The sequence below is a fragment of the Gulosibacter sp. GYB002 genome, from assembly GCF_036577665.1.
GTDB lineage: Bacteria > Actinomycetota > Actinomycetes > Actinomycetales > Microbacteriaceae > Gulosibacter > Gulosibacter hominis.
In genome coordinates, this window is record NZ_JARBDD010000014.1 from 222,507 (window position 1) to 237,662 (window position 15,156).

The window sequence follows — 15,156 nt, forward strand, 5'->3', positions numbered from 1 at the left end:
TGCTACCTCTCCCCTAGCCGCGGGCAGCCGCAACCGCGTCGCGCAGGATGCTGAGACCGGCTTTGAGGGTTTCCATATCGCCGTTGAGTGTCGGCATGATCTTGACGACCTCGTCATAAGCGCCCGCAGTCTCGACAACCAGGCCGCGCTCAAAAGCGGCACGCGAGATGCGACCGGCAAGCTCGCGATCTTGTTCACAGACGAGGCCCTGTAGGAGTCCCCGGCCACGCACCGAAAATTCGCCAGGGTACTGCTCGGCGATCTCGTTGAGCGTGGTCACCACTTCATCCGCGCGCTCGGCGATGGTGTTTTCGAGCTGGTCGTCGCTCCAGAATTTTTCAATTGATTTGGCAGCACCGACGAAGGCAATCGAGTTACCACGGAAGGTGCCAGTGTGCATTGCCGGCTGCCACTTGTCGAGCTCGGGTTTGATCAGCAGCAGTGACATCGGGAAGCCGTAGCCCGAAAGCGACTTCGACAGGGTGACCATATCGGGTACGATGCCCGACTCTTCAAAACCAAAGAATTTGCCCGAGCGGCCAATGCCGATCTGGATTTCATCGCAGATGAGCACGATGCCGTACTCATCACACAGCGCACGCAGATCGCGCAGCCACTGCGCGCTCGCCACGTTCACGCCACCCTCGCCCTGCACCGTCTCGACGATGATCGCGGCCGGCAGATCGAGCCCGCTCGAGGGGTCTTCGATGTGCTTGCGCAGCAGCGCTACGGTGTCGATCTCGTCGCCGTAGTAGCCGTCGTACGGATGGAAGGTGACATCGTTCAAGGTCGTGCCAGCAGCCTGCCGGAACCACTGGTTCGCGGTGGCGGCCAGTGCGCCCAGCGACAGGCCGTGATAGCCGTGCGTGAACGCGACAACGCCGGTGCGACCGGTTGCCATCCGCGCCAGTTTGAGCGCGGCTTCAACAGTGTTGGCGCCGGTCGGACCGGTGAACTGTACGCGGTAGTCGAGACCACGCGGTGCCAGGATGCGATCACGGAACAGCTCGAGGAAGTGGCGCTTGCTGGTGGTGGCCATATCGAGCGCGTGCTGCAGCTGGTCGCTGCGCAAAAACTCGATTACCGCTTCCTGAATGTCCGGGTCGTTGTGACCGTAGTTGACCGCGCCGGCCCCACAGAAGAAGTCGATGTACTCCCGTCCATCCTCGTCAGTGAGCTTCGATCCCTTCGCGGTGGTGAACACCGTGGGGAACGAACGAATGTAGCTACGAACTTCTGATTCAGTCTGGTCGAAAACCGACAGGTTCATGTGGGGTCCTTCCTATGCTCGAAGCAAAAATGCTACTCCAGGTAATCACGGAGCGACTGCGAGCGAGACGGGTGGCGCAGTTTTGCCATCGTCTTTGATTCGATCTGTCGGATGCGCTCACGGGTGACGCCGAAAGTTTCACCGATCTGGTCGAGTGTTTTGGGCATACCGTCACCGATACCAAAACGCATCCGAATCACTCCGGCCTCGCGCTCCGAGAGCGAATCAAGCAGCGACTCGAGCTGACGCTGCAGCATCGTGAAGCTCACCGCGTCGGCGGGCACCACGGCCTCGGTGTCCTCAATCAGGTCACCAAACTCCGAGTCGCCATCTTCACCCAGCGGAGTGTGCAGCGAAATCGGTTCACGACCATACTTCTGCACCTCAACAACCTTTTCGGGCGTCATATCAAGCTCGTGTGCGAGCTCTTCAGGCGTGGGTTCGCGGCCCAGGTCTTGCAACATCTGCCGCTGCACGCGAGCGAGTTTGTTGATGACCTCAACCATGTGTACGGGGATGCGGATAGTGCGCGCCTGGTCTGCCATAGCGCGGGTGATTGCCTGACGAATCCACCAGGTGGCGTAGGTCGAAAACTTAAAGCCCTTGGTGTAGTCAAATTTTTCGACCGCGCGAATAAGACCGAGGTTCCCCTCCTGGATCAGGTCGAGGAACTGCATCCCGCGCCCGGTGTAGCGCTTGGCGAGCGAAACAACCAGACGCAGGTTGGCACCCAGCAGGTGGCTCTTGGCACGGCGACCGTCACGCACAATCCACTTGAGCTCACGCACATATTTCGGGTCGAGCCCTTGTTCGCGCAGCAGTTTATCTTCGGCGTACAGCCCCGCCTCGATTCGCATGGCCAGATCGACCTCTTCGGCTGCGTTCAGCAGCGGCACTTTACCGATCTGCTTGAGGTAGTCCTTCACCGGATCGGCGGTGGCGCCGGTGATGGCCGTCGAGTAGACGGGCTGGTCGTCGTCGTCCTTATTGCTCAGCACCAAAGCACCGGCGGCACGGACCGCCGTTTCTGCCTTGGCAACATCCTCTTCGGGATCTTCCGACTTTTCGTCGCGCTCGCCCAGATCGGGGTCGTCGTCAGCCTCAGCATCGTCTTCGACGTCGGCCGACTCTTCCATATCGGCCTCATCGACCTCGTGATCTTCATCGAGGTCGATCACTTCATTTTCGACCGTAGACTTGCTCGATTTTGCCGTCGACTTGCTTGCTGCGCGCTTGCGAGCGGGGGTTTTTTCTGCCACCTCGGTTGCCGAACCGTCGGCCGCGATAATCGCCTCGATCAGCTCGGCCTTGCGCATTGAGCTGATGCCGTCGACACCGGCTTCCTTGGCAATTTTGCGCAGCTCGGCGACCACCTTGCCGCGCAGCTGCGCCTCGGTAAACCCATCCCCCGCATCCTCGGCGGGCTGTTTCGCTTTCGACGCGCCAGCGGCCGACTTTGGCTTCGTTGCCTTTGCCGCCGACTTCTTTTTCGCTGCGGGCTTGCTGTCCGCTGCGGCGGTTTCGCCAGCCCCACCGGCATTCGCAATAATGGCGGCAACCAGGTCAGCCTTCCGCATCCCGGAGGCACCGGCGACGCCGGCATCCTTAGCGATTTCGCGCAGTTCAACCACGCGCTTGTTAGAAAGTTCAGTCTCGGTGTACGAAGCGACCTGCTTGGATGCGCTGGCCATGTTGTATCCCCTCTCACCGCAGGCAAAATGAAACCCCAAGTCAAGTCGCACGAAACGATTGACCGGGTTAGGCATTCGATACTACAGTGTGCCACCGCTTGCTATTCCCAGCGGCACTCAGCTTTCTACGGCGAGTGTTCCCTCGCGTATGTCCGGTACGCCTATATCCGGCAATGACCCCAAGCTGCGGCCAATTAGTTGTCGTGCTTGCGGCGCAGCTGACGTGCAACTGCCAACCACAGCGGCGCCACGGTAACGCCCTCTTCTGCGGCCAGCCGCGAGCGCGTGCGGCGCCGCTCCGCCAATAGCCCGCCGATACCAACGACGATCATCAACGGAATGGCCCAGAGCGCGATCTGGTAGGCATCCCAGCTCGGCACGCCCGCTGCGGTTTGCGGCCCGAAGTCGAGCCCCAATCCAATCAGCAGCATGGTGATTGCACTCGCAGTGAAGCCACCGATATTTACGATGCCCGAGGCCGAGCCGTAGCTGGAGGCCGGGTTAAAGGTGCGCGCGAAATCAAAGCCAATGGTCGAGCCCGGCCCACACACCCCGGTCGCAACCAGCACAATCAGGAAGTACCACAGCGGCGGCACACCGGGCCACACAATCAGACCAATCCAGGATGCGGTCATCAGGCTCGCCAGCAAAACCACAATATTTGATCGTCGCAGCGGCCAACGTGCCGTTGCCAGCCCAATCCAGGGCCCGGCGATCATACCCACCAACATGGGCACAATCAGCAGCACAGCGGCAAGTTCTTTCGCCAGCCCCAGCCCCTGCACCATGATCGGATATCCCCACAGCAGTGCAAACACGGTGCCCACAAACTGTGACGAAAAGTGCGCCCAAAAACCCATGCGGGTGCCGGGGCGCACGAAAGCGTCACCGAGTTTCACGAATGCGCCGCGCAGCGACACGCGGCTACCGGCGGTGCGCTTCCATGGAGTGTCGGAAAGCACCACCGCAACTAAAATCGCGACAATTACCGACAGTGCCGCGGTCGACAAAAACGCCACGGTCCAGTTACTCCAGTGCAGCAGCATCGCGAACGGTACCGCTGAAAGAAACTGGCCGATCTGACCGAGGTTGCTGAACCACTGCTGCATCAGCGGCACCCGGCGCTGCGGGAACCACGCGGCGATGATGCGCAGACCCGAAACAAATGTGGTGGCGTCACCGATACCCACCAGGATGCGGCCAAGCACAGCGACCTCGAGCGTTGGCGCGAAAGCCACCACTGCCTGTCCGAGTGCCATACCGATGGCACCGGCAAGAATCAGCATCCGCGGGCCGAAGCGGTCAAGCAGCATCCCGACCGGAATCTGCATGAGCGCGTATACGGCCATCTGCATCACGCCAAGTGTCGACAGGGCAGCACCGCCAGCATCGAAGCGATTGGCCGCATCCACCCCGGCAACCCCCAGTGACGAGCGCTGGGTGACCGCGATGAGATACGCGAATAGCGCGATAGCGAACATTACGGTCGGCAGCCGTCGCGGCACAAGCTGCAGGGCTGCCGTGGTGGGGTTGGTGAACTCGTCGGGTTCGTTCGCTGCCTTGTCGGTGCTCAATTCGCGCCGTCCGACCTTGATTTCAGGTAGCGCTCGAGCTCGGCCGCGATCTTGTCAGCGTCGGGTAGTTCGCCGTCGGCGTTAGCGAACGGGTTTTCGAGCGGCGTGCCCTTCAAAAAACCGTCATACTGCTGCTCGAGCACTTCGACGAGTTTGACCGCCTCATCGTTCTCGGTGAGCGTTTCGTCGAACGTGGCACGAAACTCGCGATCGCGTTCTCGCAGCGATTCGGTTGGCACCAGGATGCCGTCAACGGTGCCGAGTGCCTCGAGCAGCCGCATCGCCCCCGCCGGATAAGCACCGTCCGCCAAATAGTGCGGTGTGAGCACCACGATGCTCACCACGTCGAGCTCCTGCTGCATCCGCTGATATTCGAGCAGGTGCAGCGCGTGAGCCGGCGCTTCGACGTGTGCTTTCCACACCGAGAGCTGCTCGATAATCTCTTCGCGGTTCCCGGTTGCGGCAACGCGAATAGGCCGGGTGTGCGGCACCGGCATCGGGATGCTGTGGGCCCACGTCACACTCGACACTGCGAAATGCGTGGTGACTTCATTGAGGGCGCGAGTGAACGCTTCCCAGCGGAAGTCGGGTTCAAATCCCGAGAGCAGCAGGAAGGGCTGCCCGATCGAGTCGCGCAACAGTCGCAGATCGAGACGGGCGCTGCGGAAGTCGCTGATGTGGTTCCCTTCGACTTTCACGAGCGGCCGCCGGGCTCGATAGTCGAGCAGCGAATCAGTGTCGAACACCGCCACCAGCTGCCCGCCATCGTCAGCAAGCATGGTTTCGACGCTCAGCGCAACAGTGTGGTCGGCGTCACGATACCCGTCGAGCAGCGCCACCAGCGGCAGCCCCTGTGGCACCGCTGCCCAGTGCGCCGCGGGTTCAAAAAGTGAGTCGCGACCAATCATGAACGCCATGGTACGCGGCTCGCCGAAAAATTCTGGCTGGTTCGCTGACGGCGTGACCGTTCGCGCGGCACCGACCGGATGCTGGCAGCCGCTTGGTCACGCGGGTACGGCGCTCTTTCAGCCCGGGGCGCTTAGAGTCTGCACTATGCAGATTCCTAGTTTTTCGTTGATTGATTCGACCGCGGGCGCCGCTGGCATCATCTTCATCCCGGTGCTCGGTTCTGATACCCCGCAGCTGCTGGCTGCGAACGACTATGGCATCACCGCCGAGCGCCTAGTGGCACTCGATTTCACCGGTAAGGCTGAGGCAACCCTTCGCGTGTTGATCACCGATGGTGAAACCGAACGCCCCGCCCTGCTGGTGGGTATCGGTGGCGAGCGTGAGCTTGAGGCGATTCGCCGTGCCGCTGGTGTGGCCGCCCGCGCGCTCGCTGAGGCCGAGCAGGTCATCGTTGATTTTGCTGGCAGCGCCGACGAGGTAGAAGCGTTTGCCACCGGTTTTGCGCTGGGCGCGCACAAGCTCGACCGCTTCCTCAGCACGGCTGATGAGCACGACCGCGAGGTTGCGTTTGTGGCTGGAGGCGAGGAGTTCGCCGAGGCACTGCTGCAGGCAAGTGTGCTTTCCGAGTCGGCTGCGCTGGCTCGCGACTTGGCCAACACCCCGCCGAGCGACCTGGTTCCCGAAGACTTCGCTGCGCTCGCCCAGGATGTACTTGCCGAGTACGAGGTTGAGGTTGAGGTTTGGGATGAGGCAGCGCTCGAAGAAGCCGGTTGCGGCGGCATCCTCGGGGTCGGCCGTGGTTCAGACAACCCGCCGCGACTCGTGCAGCTGCGCTACAACCCCGAAAACGCCGCCAAACACATTGCGCTGGTTGGTAAGGGCATCACGTTCGACACCGGTGGCCTTTCGCTCAAGCCCGCCGGTTCGATGCTCGGCATGAAATTCGATATGTCGGGTGCCGCGTCGGTGCTTGCCACCCTGCTCGCGGTGGCAAAGCTCGGGCTGCACGTGCAGGTGACCGGCTACTGCTGCCTCGCCGAAAACATGCCTTCGGGCTCGGCGATCAAGCCGGATGATGTACTCACAATGCGCAATGGCACCACCGTGGAAGTCACCAACACTGATGCCGAGGGTCGGCTGGTTTTGGCCGATGGCCTGTGCCTGGCCTCAGAGCAGCGTCCCGACCTCATCATTGATATCGCCACGCTCACCGGTGCCCAGGTAGTTGCACTCGGTAGCCGCACCACCGGTTTGATGGGGAACACCGATGACTGGCGCGATGCGGCCGTCGCTGCCGCGAAGCAGACGGGCGAACCGCTGTGGCCGATGCCGATTCCGGAAGAGCTCGACGACGCGTTGAAGTCGAATGTCGCCGACATTGTCAATGCAAAGCCCGGCTTCCGTCAGGCCGGCATGCTCTTTGCGGGTGCGTTCCTCGAACGATTTGTCGGTGAAGATGCCGACGGGAAACCGCTGCCGTGGCTGCACTTCGATATCGCCGGCCCGGCCAATAGCGACAGCGCCTACGGCTACATCAACAAGGGTGCCACCGGAAATCCGGTGCGCACGCTCGTTGAGCTGATCGCCGCGGCCCAATAGCGATTACGCACACGCGCTCATGATTTGCGGCTGGTTTGGGATGCATCCGAGCCAGCCGCAAACCTTTTCTGGACTCACAATCAAGATTGCGCAAGGTTGCGCGGTGTAGGCTGACGCGAGGTATCGGCTGAGCGCGAATTCGTGGCAGTAATCCTGCTGACGACAAGCATTCTGCATGAGCACAGAACTTCCACAACACACACCGAGAGGGAGCTCCAGGAGTGTCAGAACACAACTTTGATCTGGTCGTACTTGGCGGCGGAAGCGCCGGCTACGCCGCAGCCGTCCGCGGTGTCCAACTAGGCATGTCAGCTGTGGTGATCGAAAAAGACAAGCTTGGCGGCACCTGCTTGCACCGCGGCTGCGTACCCACCAAGGCGATGCTGCACAGCGCCGAGGTGGCGGATGCGGTGGCCGATGGCGCCCGCATGGGCATCAATCTGAGTCTTGAAGGCGTAGACGCCGAGAAGATCGCCGCGTTCCGCGACGGCATCGTCTCGTCCAAGCACAAGGGTCTACAGGGCCTGCTGAAGATGCGCGGTGTCGAAGTTGTCGAGGGTTTCGGTCGTCTCGTCGACGACAAGACCGTTGAGGTCGACGGTGAGCGCTATGTCGGTAAGCACATCGTGCTGGCAACCGGATCGTACTCCAAAACCATTCCCGGCCTTGAGATCACCGGCAATGTCATCACTTCAGACCAGGCACTACAGATGAACTGGGTGCCGCGCCGGGCCGTGGTGCTCGGTGGTGGTGTGATCGGTCTCGAGTTCGCCAGCCTCTGGCGTTCACTCGGTGCCGAGGTCACCATTATTGAAGGACTTGACCGGCTTGCAGCGGCCGAGGACGTTGCGCTTTCGAAGCAGCTCGAACGCGCCTTCCGCAAGCGCGGCATTAATTTCCACACCAACACCAAGTTCGACTCGGTCACGCAGGACGAGTACGGCGTTCACGTGAAGACCGACAAGGGTGAAGTTATCGATGGCGATGTGCTGATGGTTGCCGTTGGTCGTGGCCCGGTCACCTCCGACCTCGGTTTTGAGCGTGTCGGAATCAATATGGAGCGTGGTTTTGTCATCGTTGATGAAAACCTGCAGTCTTCGGTTCCCGGCATCTACGCCATCGGTGATATCACGCCGGGCCTGCAGCTTGCGCACCGCAGCTACGCCCACGGAATTTTTGTCGCCGAGCACATTGCCGGCCTCAACCCGCAGCTCGTCAGCGACGCCAACATCCCGAAGGTGACCTACTGTGAGCCGCAGCTTGCTTCGGTGGGACTCACCGAAGCCAAGGCACGCGAAACGCACGGCGACGACGCCATCGCCACCTATGAGTACAACCTGGCCGGTAACGCCAAGAGCTCGATTCTCGGCACCGCCGGTATTGCCAAGGTGGTGCGGGTCAAGGACGGCCCGGTTGTTGGCATCCACCTGATCGGTGCTCGCGTTGGCGAGCTCGTTGGTGAGGCCCAGCTGATCGTCAACTGGGATGCTTATCCCGAGGACGTAGCGCCGCTCATCCACGCCCACCCGACCCAGAATGAAGTGCTTGGCGAGGCCATGATGGCACTCGCCGGTCAACCGCTGCACGCGGTCTAGACACCTGCTCGAGCTTGAATAACACAATTAGGAGCGATTCCAGATGACTCAGGATGTAACACTCCCCGCGCTCGGTGAGAGCGTTACCGAAGGAACGGTAACTCGCTGGCTCAAGCAGGTCGGTGAGACGGTCGAGGTCGACGAGCCGCTGCTCGAGGTCTCAACCGACAAGGTCGACACCGAGGTGCCCTCTCCCGTAGCCGGCACTGTCGAAGAAATCCTCGTTGGCGAAGACGAAACGGTAGACGTTGGCGCGGTGCTGGCCCGCATCGGCGACGGCAGCGGCGCGGCCGCGCCCGCGTCGGATGCTGCCCCTGCCGCATCCGACGCCGAACCAGAAGCTGAACAAGAAGCTGAACCCCAGACTGAGCCTGCAGCTGCTACCGAGGCGCAGCCAGAATCGGGTGACGCTCAGGACGTCACCCTGCCCGCGCTCGGCGAAAGTGTTACCGAGGGCGTAGTCACTCGCTGGCTCAAGCAGGTCGGTGAGACGGTCGAGGTCGACGAGCCGCTGCTCGAAGTCTCAACCGACAAGGTCGACACTGAGGTGCCCTCCCCCGCAGCCGGTACCGTACTCGAGATCCTGGTTGGTGAGGACGAGACCGCCGAGGTTGGCGCTGTTTTGGCTCGCGTTGGTTCGGGATCGGCAGCATCGGCACAGTCATCCGAGCCGGAAGCGGCTCCGGCCGAGGCGCCGGAAGCACCAGCGGCAGAGCCTGCACCGGCCGCACCCGCCGCAGCCACTGCACCAGCCGCTCCGAAGGCACCCGCCGCACCCCAGGCACCGACCGCCCCGAAGGCTCCGGCTGCGCCCGCAGCACCGAAGACCCCTGCTGCCCCGGCAGCACCGAAGGCACCCGCCGCACCGAAGGCCCAAGCCAGCGACCCTCGCTATGTCACCCCGATCGTGCGCAAGCTCGCGCAAGAGCGCGGTGTTGACCTCAGCACCATCGTCGGCACCGGCGTTGGTGGCCGCATCCGTAAGGAAGACGTCCTCAATGCGGTAGTCGAGGCTCCGGCAGCCGCCACCCCCGCTGCCGCTGGCACGGCCGACACCCCGACCCCGTTTGAGGTTTCGCCGCTGCGCGGCACCACCCAGAAGATGTCGCGTCTGCGCAAAGTCATTTCGCAGCGTGCCGTTGAGTCGATGACCCAGACTGCCCAGCTGACCACTGTGGTTGAGGTGGACGTCACTCGGGTTGCCGAGCTGCGCAATCGCCGCAAGGCCGAGTTCCTCGAGAAGACCGGTTCGAAGCTCTCGTACCTGCCCTTCTTCACCCTTGCGGCTATTGAGGCCCTGCAGACCTACCCGATCATCAACTCGACTGTGCAGGGCGACGAAATCGTCTACCCCGGCTACGAAAACATCTCGATGGCGGTTGACACCGAGCGCGGTCTACTCACCCCGGTCATCAAGAATGCCGCAGGAATGAGCATCGCCGACCTCGCCAAGTCGATCGATGACCTGGCAACCCGCACCCGCGACAACAAGCTGCTGCCCGACGAACTGGCCGGTGGCACGTTCACGGTCACCAACACCGGTTCGCGTGGCGCACTGTTCGACACCCCGGTCGTGTTCCTCCCGCAGGAAGCAATCCTCGGCACCGGCGCTGTTGTCAAGCGCCCGGCCGTGGTGCCCACTGCCGACGGTGGCGAGGCGATCGCGGTTCGTTCAATGGTGTACCTGGCCCTGAGCTACGACCACCGCATCATCGACGGCGCCGACGCTGCTCGCTTCCTTGCCCAGGTCAAGCAGCGCCTCGAAGAGGGTGCATTCGAGGGTAACCTCGGCATCTAGCACAACCGGGCGCACGCAGCCCAGCCGTGTGCCGGAACCGAGAGTTTGAGGGTGGATCACCGCGGTGATCCACCCTCAAACTCTGTCTCGAGCAGGGGCACTAACCGATCAGCGGCACTGACCGCACGGCGGCGCCTATTGCAGAGCGGCGCTTACTGAATGGCCAGCCCGCAGTTGCCAGGTTTATTCGCTGTGCAACCACACCTCTCGCAGCAGCCAGCCGCGCTCAACATCACGCATCACTGCCACCGCCACTCGTCCATCCGAGCTGCGGTATAACTCAACATCACCCAAATCGGTGCTTTTGTGCCACTGCGTTGCCGTGATGATGCGCGCTTGCGAATCACCTGCGCCGATAGCTTCAACATCAATTTCGAGGCCCGGCGCTGATGCTGCATACAGGGTGTTGAGACACTCCGCATCCCCGGCCTCAAGGCAGGCATTGCGCCGCTGTACGAGCTCTTCCACAACCGCTCCCGAATCGCCGGCGGCATCCGTCGAATCATCAGCCGCGACGGCATTGCTGTCGGTAGCCTGCACAGCCGAGCTAGAGCTTTCATCGGCAGACATCTCCTGGCCGCTGGCTTCGCGCTCCGTCACCACTTGCGCGCGTTGATCCGCGGGCTCCGCATCTGCACTCGCACCGGCGGCTTGCAGCACCACACCAGCAGCAACTGTGACAGCACCAATCGCGGCAACCCCCAACCAAATCGCAGGTCGGATCGGTGCGGCAAGCCGCCGGCAACGCTCAATAGTTGGTTCGAGCACCGCATAGCGCCTGCGCGGTGCGGTTGCCAGCAGCGGTTCATCATCATCAGATCCGGCCTCAAACGCATGTTGGAGACCGCTGAGTTGTGTTCGCAAAGCGCTCGGCTCGCTATGCGGCTGGGTGCTCGTGAGCGGTGGCACGGCTGCTGCGGGTGCCCAGCGAAACAGCGCGTCCAGCAGCGCGGCGGCAGCCTGATCATCGGCAACACCACTACGCAACTGATCGATCGACTGCCGCAGCGCCGCCGTGGCCGGACTCGAACACTGTGCTAGCAGGGCGTCGGCGATCTGCCCGAGCGCACGCAAATCGGAGCCCAACTGCAAATCGCGACGCAGATTTGAAAGTTTCGCCAGCTCGGTGGCGGCATGCCAATCACCAAGCTGCGGCCGGCCGGCCTCATCGATGCTGCAACATCGCAGACTCAATTCGCCGTGGGCGACGCCGCTACGATGCGCCACCGCAATCGTCTCAGCAATCGGCACGAGCATCGTGACAATACTGCCGGCCTCGAGTTCAACGCCGTGTGCCACATATTCGGCGAAGCTAGTGAGATAGTGCAGCGGATAGATCGCGATGCGCCAATGTTCGGTCGCCGGCACTTCTTCAGCCCGTGGCACGAAGTCGGCCTCGAGCCGACTCCGAATCGCACACTCAGCCAAGAGCCCGGCCGAATCAGCCTCCGGCACCACCACCGCGCACCGCTCCAAATAACTAATAGTCGCCGGATCTACAGCTGCGAAACCACCCCAGTGCGTGCTGGCCACGGCAGCAGCGTCGCCGCGCTCCCCCACAACCGCAAACTGCGCCCGCCCGGCCGCATCGTCAGCAAGACGGCGCACCAGCCGCCAGCCCGCAATGACCTCGCCCAGCTGTGGTGCATCCCCTTGCCTGGATCGTGTAATGCTCGTCATGGCAGCCAAGTGTCGCTGATCCTGCCGCAGTAACCACTCGCATACTGAGGTCGCTGTGGAAACTCGAGCTGTCAGTGGGTTGTGGAAACTGCCTTCTCGCTCAGAGCGCAGGCGCGGTTTCTGCCGGTGCGGCAGATCCCACCTAGAATTGAGCATTATGGCGAATACATCGAGCGCGCAGACGCAGAAGCAGCCCGGACGCATCCGGCAAATTATCGACATCGTCAAAATGACGGCCAAGTACGACAAGCTCGCGATCGTGTTGATGATCGCGGCGGTGGTGCTGCCGATCGTTGCCGGTGTGCTGCTTGTTGTGTTTGTGTACAACAACTGGGTCATGTGGATCCTGATGATGCTGCTGTCGCTGCTGGTGGCGCTGCTGCTGTTCATGATGACCCTCAACCGGCGAGCCGAACGCGTGGCCTACAGCCAGCTCGAAGGCCAAAAGGGAGCCTCGGGCGCGGTGCTCTCGTCGTCACTGCGCGGCCAGTGGAAAACCAGCGACACTCCGGTGGCAATGAACCCGCGCACGCAGGACGTCGTTTTCCGTGCGATCGGTAAGCCCGGTGTGGTGCTCATCACCGAATCGGATAGTGCCGCCTCGAAAAAACTGCTGGCGGATGAGCGCCGCAAGCTGCAGCGGATTTTGCCGAACGTGCCGATACACCACATCCTTGTGGGTCAGGGCGGGATTAAGCTCGGCCAGCTGCGTCGCGAACTGAAAAAGCTGCCGAAAAAGCTCAACAAGGCCGAAATCCTCGCCGTTGACAAGCGGCTCGCATCACTGCAGCAGTCATCGCTGCCAATTCCAAAGGGCATCGACCCGAACCGGGTTCGCCGCTCGCGCTCGCAGATGCGCTAGTCGCATGTAACTACACGGTGGTGGTCGGCTCGGCTGGCCACCACCGTTTTTTGTCAGCTGGCGGATGCAGCGTGAGCTACTCGGCAACGTAACGGCGCAGCACCAGCCCCGAGAGCACATCATGTGCCCCGCGCTGATCCACATCGGTGATGAGCGCGGGAATCACAAGCACCACGAGGGTCTGTCGAATCCACGGACGCCACCATCCCGGTGCCTTCCCAGCCACCGTGTTCAGGCGCATCCCGCACAGCAGATGCCCGATCGAGCCGCCAAAAAGTGTGATGGTCAGGGCCGTAATCGCCACGAACAGCACCATGATGGCGACCGGGTGATAGTTAAAAAATTGCCAGGCGAGCAGGCATGCGAGCCCCCAGTCGATGATCAGGCCGACCACTCGCCGCCCATAGCTGGCGATCGACCCCGGCCCGTCCTCGGGTAGGCCCAGACGCTGCCCGGGATACGCGGATTCTGGTGAGGCGGAGGAGTTCGACATGATTTGAAGTGTATTGCGCTGCACGACTTCCTGCATTGCGCTGAATGTCATCGGCATAACGCCCCGTATTATTGAGGCATGCAAGACGGGCCACGGACGTTGTGGCACCGGGCTCGTTTCGGCATTATGCCCAACCCGCACAACGACTGGAGAACAATGTTCACCACGCCCGCAGAATTGATGACGTTTATTAAAGAGAACGCGATCGTATTCGTCGACGTTCGTTTCTGTGACCTGCACGGGGTGCAGCAGCACTTCAACATCCCGGCAGACTCTGTGGACGAGGAGTTCTTCTCGGTGGGCCAGCTGTTTGACGGCTCCTCAATCGCCGGCTTTGCGCAGATCAACGAATCGGATCTGCAGCTCATCCCCGATGTGACCACCGCCTACGTTGACCCGTTCCGTGCCGAACCCACGCTCATCGTTATTTTTGACATCTACGACCCGCGCACCGGTGAAATTTTCCACCGCGATCCCCGTCAGGTCGCCAAAAAGGCAGAAAAATACCTCGCTTCAACCGGCATTGCCGACACCGCGTTTTTCGCTTCCGAGGCCGAGTTCTACCTGTTCGACAGTGTTCGCCACGAGGTCAGCGCCCACCGCAGCTTCTACGAGGTTGACTCGGATGAGGGGTACTGGAACTCGGCTGCCGAAGACGATGGCAACAACCTCGGCAACAAAATCCCGCTCAAGCGCGGCTACTTCCCCGTCCCGCCCACTGACAAGCAGGCAGACATCCGTGACGCCATCTCGGTGACGCTGATGGAAGCGGGTCTGAAGCTCGAGCGCGCCCACCACGAGGTGGGTACCGGCGGTCAGGCCGAGATCAACTACCGTTTCGACACGCTGGTCGCCGCAGCCGATGACCTGCTGAAATTCAAGTACCTCGTCAAGGGTGTCGCAAACGACTGGGGCAAGGTTGCCACCTTCATGCCAAAACCCCTCGCCCACGACAACGGTTCGGGGATGCACACCCACCAGTCGCTGTGGAAGGGCGGCGAGCCGCTGTTCTATGACGAGGCCGGCTACGCATCCCTTTCTGACACCGCACGGTGGTACATCGGAGGTATTCTCAAGCACGCCAACGCGCTGGCCGCATTCACCAACCCGTCGTCGAACTCGTACCGACGCCTGGTGAAGGGATACGAGGCGCCCATCAGTCTCGTCTACTCGCAGGGTAACCGCTCGGCTGCCGTGCGCATCCCGATCACTGGTGCCAACCCGAAGGCCAAGCGCATCGAATTCCGGGTTCCGGATGGCTCAGCAAACCCCTACCTGGCCTTTGCCGCGCAGCTGATGGCTGGTCTCGACGGTATCGATAACCGGATCGAACCGATGGCCCCGATCGATAAAGATCTCTACGAGCTGCCGCCGGAGGAAGCGGCCGATATCCCGCAGCTGTCGACCTCGCTCATCCACTCGCTGCGCGCACTTGAGGAAGACCACGAGTTCCTGCTCAAGGGTGGTGTGTTCACCGAAGACCTCATCCGCACCTGGATCGACCTGAAAATCAACTCGGATGTGGCGCCGCTAGCCGCACTGCCCCACCCCTTCGAGTACCAGACCACATTCGGCTGCTAAAGCGCACCGGATACGCTAAGCGCATCCAACCAGGGCCGCTGTGGCACAGCTTCGGATCGTGCCACAGCGGCCCTTTATGAGTAGCGGCGCAGCGTTGCGTAACG

At 61.8% G+C, this 15,156-nt stretch carries 11 protein-coding genes; 5 read left to right on the plus strand and 6 right to left on the minus strand.

Features of this window, described 5'->3' with window-relative positions; genetic code table 11:
- Window positions 1-13: 13 nt before the first annotated feature.
- From ectB to PV375_RS09055, 4 genes are all read right to left on the minus strand, one after another.
- Complete coding sequence (gene ectB / locus PV375_RS09040) at window positions 14-1,270, minus strand: diaminobutyrate--2-oxoglutarate transaminase (protein WP_332107008.1); 1,257 nt, start codon at window positions 1,268-1,270, stop codon at window positions 14-16.
- A gap of 32 nt (window positions 1,271-1,302) precedes the next feature.
- Window positions 1,303-2,961, minus strand: a complete 1,659-nt coding sequence (locus tag PV375_RS09045; RefSeq protein ID WP_442903943.1) for an RNA polymerase sigma factor — start codon at window positions 2,959-2,961, stop codon at window positions 1,303-1,305.
- A 194-nt stretch (window positions 2,962-3,155) separates the two neighbouring features.
- Window positions 3,156-4,535, minus strand: coding sequence for an MFS transporter (locus PV375_RS09050; protein WP_332107010.1), 1,380 nt, complete (start codon window positions 4,533-4,535; stop codon window positions 3,156-3,158).
- The gene (locus tag PV375_RS09055) at window positions 4,532-5,443 is read right to left on the minus strand and encodes a proteasome assembly chaperone family protein (RefSeq protein WP_332107011.1); all 912 of its coding nucleotides are present in this window, start codon (window positions 5,441-5,443) and stop codon (window positions 4,532-4,534) included. Before PV375_RS09055 ends, PV375_RS09050 begins: the two co-directional genes overlap by 4 nt.
- A gap of 145 nt (window positions 5,444-5,588) precedes the next feature.
- Between PV375_RS09055 and PV375_RS09060 the strand changes: the two genes are divergently transcribed.
- The 3 genes from PV375_RS09060 to sucB all read left to right on the plus strand — a co-directional run bounded on the left by PV375_RS09060 (window position 5,589) and on the right by sucB (window position 10,436).
- On the plus strand, window positions 5,589-7,043 hold the full coding sequence (locus tag PV375_RS09060) for a leucyl aminopeptidase (protein ID WP_332107012.1): 1,455 nt from the start codon (window positions 5,589-5,591) through the stop codon (window positions 7,041-7,043).
- Window positions 7,044-7,264: 221 nt separating this feature from the next.
- A complete protein-coding gene (gene lpdA, locus PV375_RS09065; RefSeq protein ID WP_332107013.1) occupies window positions 7,265-8,638 on the plus strand; it encodes a dihydrolipoyl dehydrogenase in 1,374 nt (457 codons plus the stop codon).
- Between the two features lie 43 nt (window positions 8,639-8,681).
- A complete protein-coding gene (gene sucB, locus PV375_RS09070) occupies window positions 8,682-10,436 on the plus strand; it encodes a 2-oxoglutarate dehydrogenase, E2 component, dihydrolipoamide succinyltransferase (protein WP_332107014.1) in 1,755 nt (584 codons plus the stop codon).
- A gap of 183 nt (window positions 10,437-10,619) precedes the next feature.
- Here sucB and PV375_RS09075 read toward each other — a convergent pair whose 3' ends face one another.
- Window positions 10,620-12,116: a hypothetical protein gene (locus tag PV375_RS09075; RefSeq protein WP_332107015.1), complete on the minus strand. Its 1,497-nt coding sequence runs from the start codon at window positions 12,114-12,116 to the stop codon at window positions 10,620-10,622.
- A gap of 157 nt (window positions 12,117-12,273) precedes the next feature.
- On the opposite strand from PV375_RS09075, the gene PV375_RS09080 reads away from it, so the two are divergent.
- Window positions 12,274-12,978: a DUF4191 domain-containing protein gene (locus PV375_RS09080; protein WP_332107016.1), complete on the plus strand. Its 705-nt coding sequence runs from the start codon at window positions 12,274-12,276 to the stop codon at window positions 12,976-12,978.
- 76 nt (window positions 12,979-13,054) lie between these two features.
- Here PV375_RS09080 and PV375_RS09085 read toward each other — a convergent pair whose 3' ends face one another.
- A complete protein-coding gene (locus PV375_RS09085) occupies window positions 13,055-13,471 on the minus strand; it encodes an RDD family protein (RefSeq protein WP_332107017.1) in 417 nt (138 codons plus the stop codon).
- A 156-nt stretch (window positions 13,472-13,627) separates the two neighbouring features.
- Here PV375_RS09085 and glnA point away from each other — a divergent pair, with 156 nt between their 5' ends.
- Window positions 13,628-15,052: a type I glutamate--ammonia ligase gene (glnA, locus tag PV375_RS09090; RefSeq protein WP_332107018.1), complete on the plus strand. Its 1,425-nt coding sequence runs from the start codon at window positions 13,628-13,630 to the stop codon at window positions 15,050-15,052.
- Window positions 15,053-15,156: the final 104 nt, after the last annotated feature.

Coding starts and splice junctions, on each gene's coding strand:
- PV375_RS09075 (WP_332107015.1), bottom strand. CDS start 12,116: ATGACGAGCATTACACGATCCAGGCAAGGGGATGCACCACAGCTGGGC.
- PV375_RS09045 (WP_442903943.1), bottom strand. CDS start 2,961: ATGGCCAGCGCATCCAAGCAGGTCGCTTCGTACACCGAGACTGAACTT.
- glnA (WP_332107018.1), top strand. CDS start 13,628: ATGTTCACCACGCCCGCAGAATTGATGACGTTTATTAAAGAGAACGCG.
- sucB (WP_332107014.1), top strand. CDS start 8,682: ATGACTCAGGATGTAACACTCCCCGCGCTCGGTGAGAGCGTTACCGAA.
- PV375_RS09085 (WP_332107017.1), bottom strand. CDS start 13,471: ATGTCGAACTCCTCCGCCTCACCAGAATCCGCGTATCCCGGGCAGCGT.
- PV375_RS09055 (WP_332107011.1), bottom strand. CDS start 5,443: ATGATTGGTCGCGACTCACTTTTTGAACCCGCGGCGCACTGGGCAGCG.
- ectB (WP_332107008.1), bottom strand. CDS start 1,270: ATGAACCTGTCGGTTTTCGACCAGACTGAATCAGAAGTTCGTAGCTAC.
- PV375_RS09080 (WP_332107016.1), top strand. CDS start 12,274: ATGGCGAATACATCGAGCGCGCAGACGCAGAAGCAGCCCGGACGCATC.
- PV375_RS09060 (WP_332107012.1), top strand. CDS start 5,589: ATGCAGATTCCTAGTTTTTCGTTGATTGATTCGACCGCGGGCGCCGCT.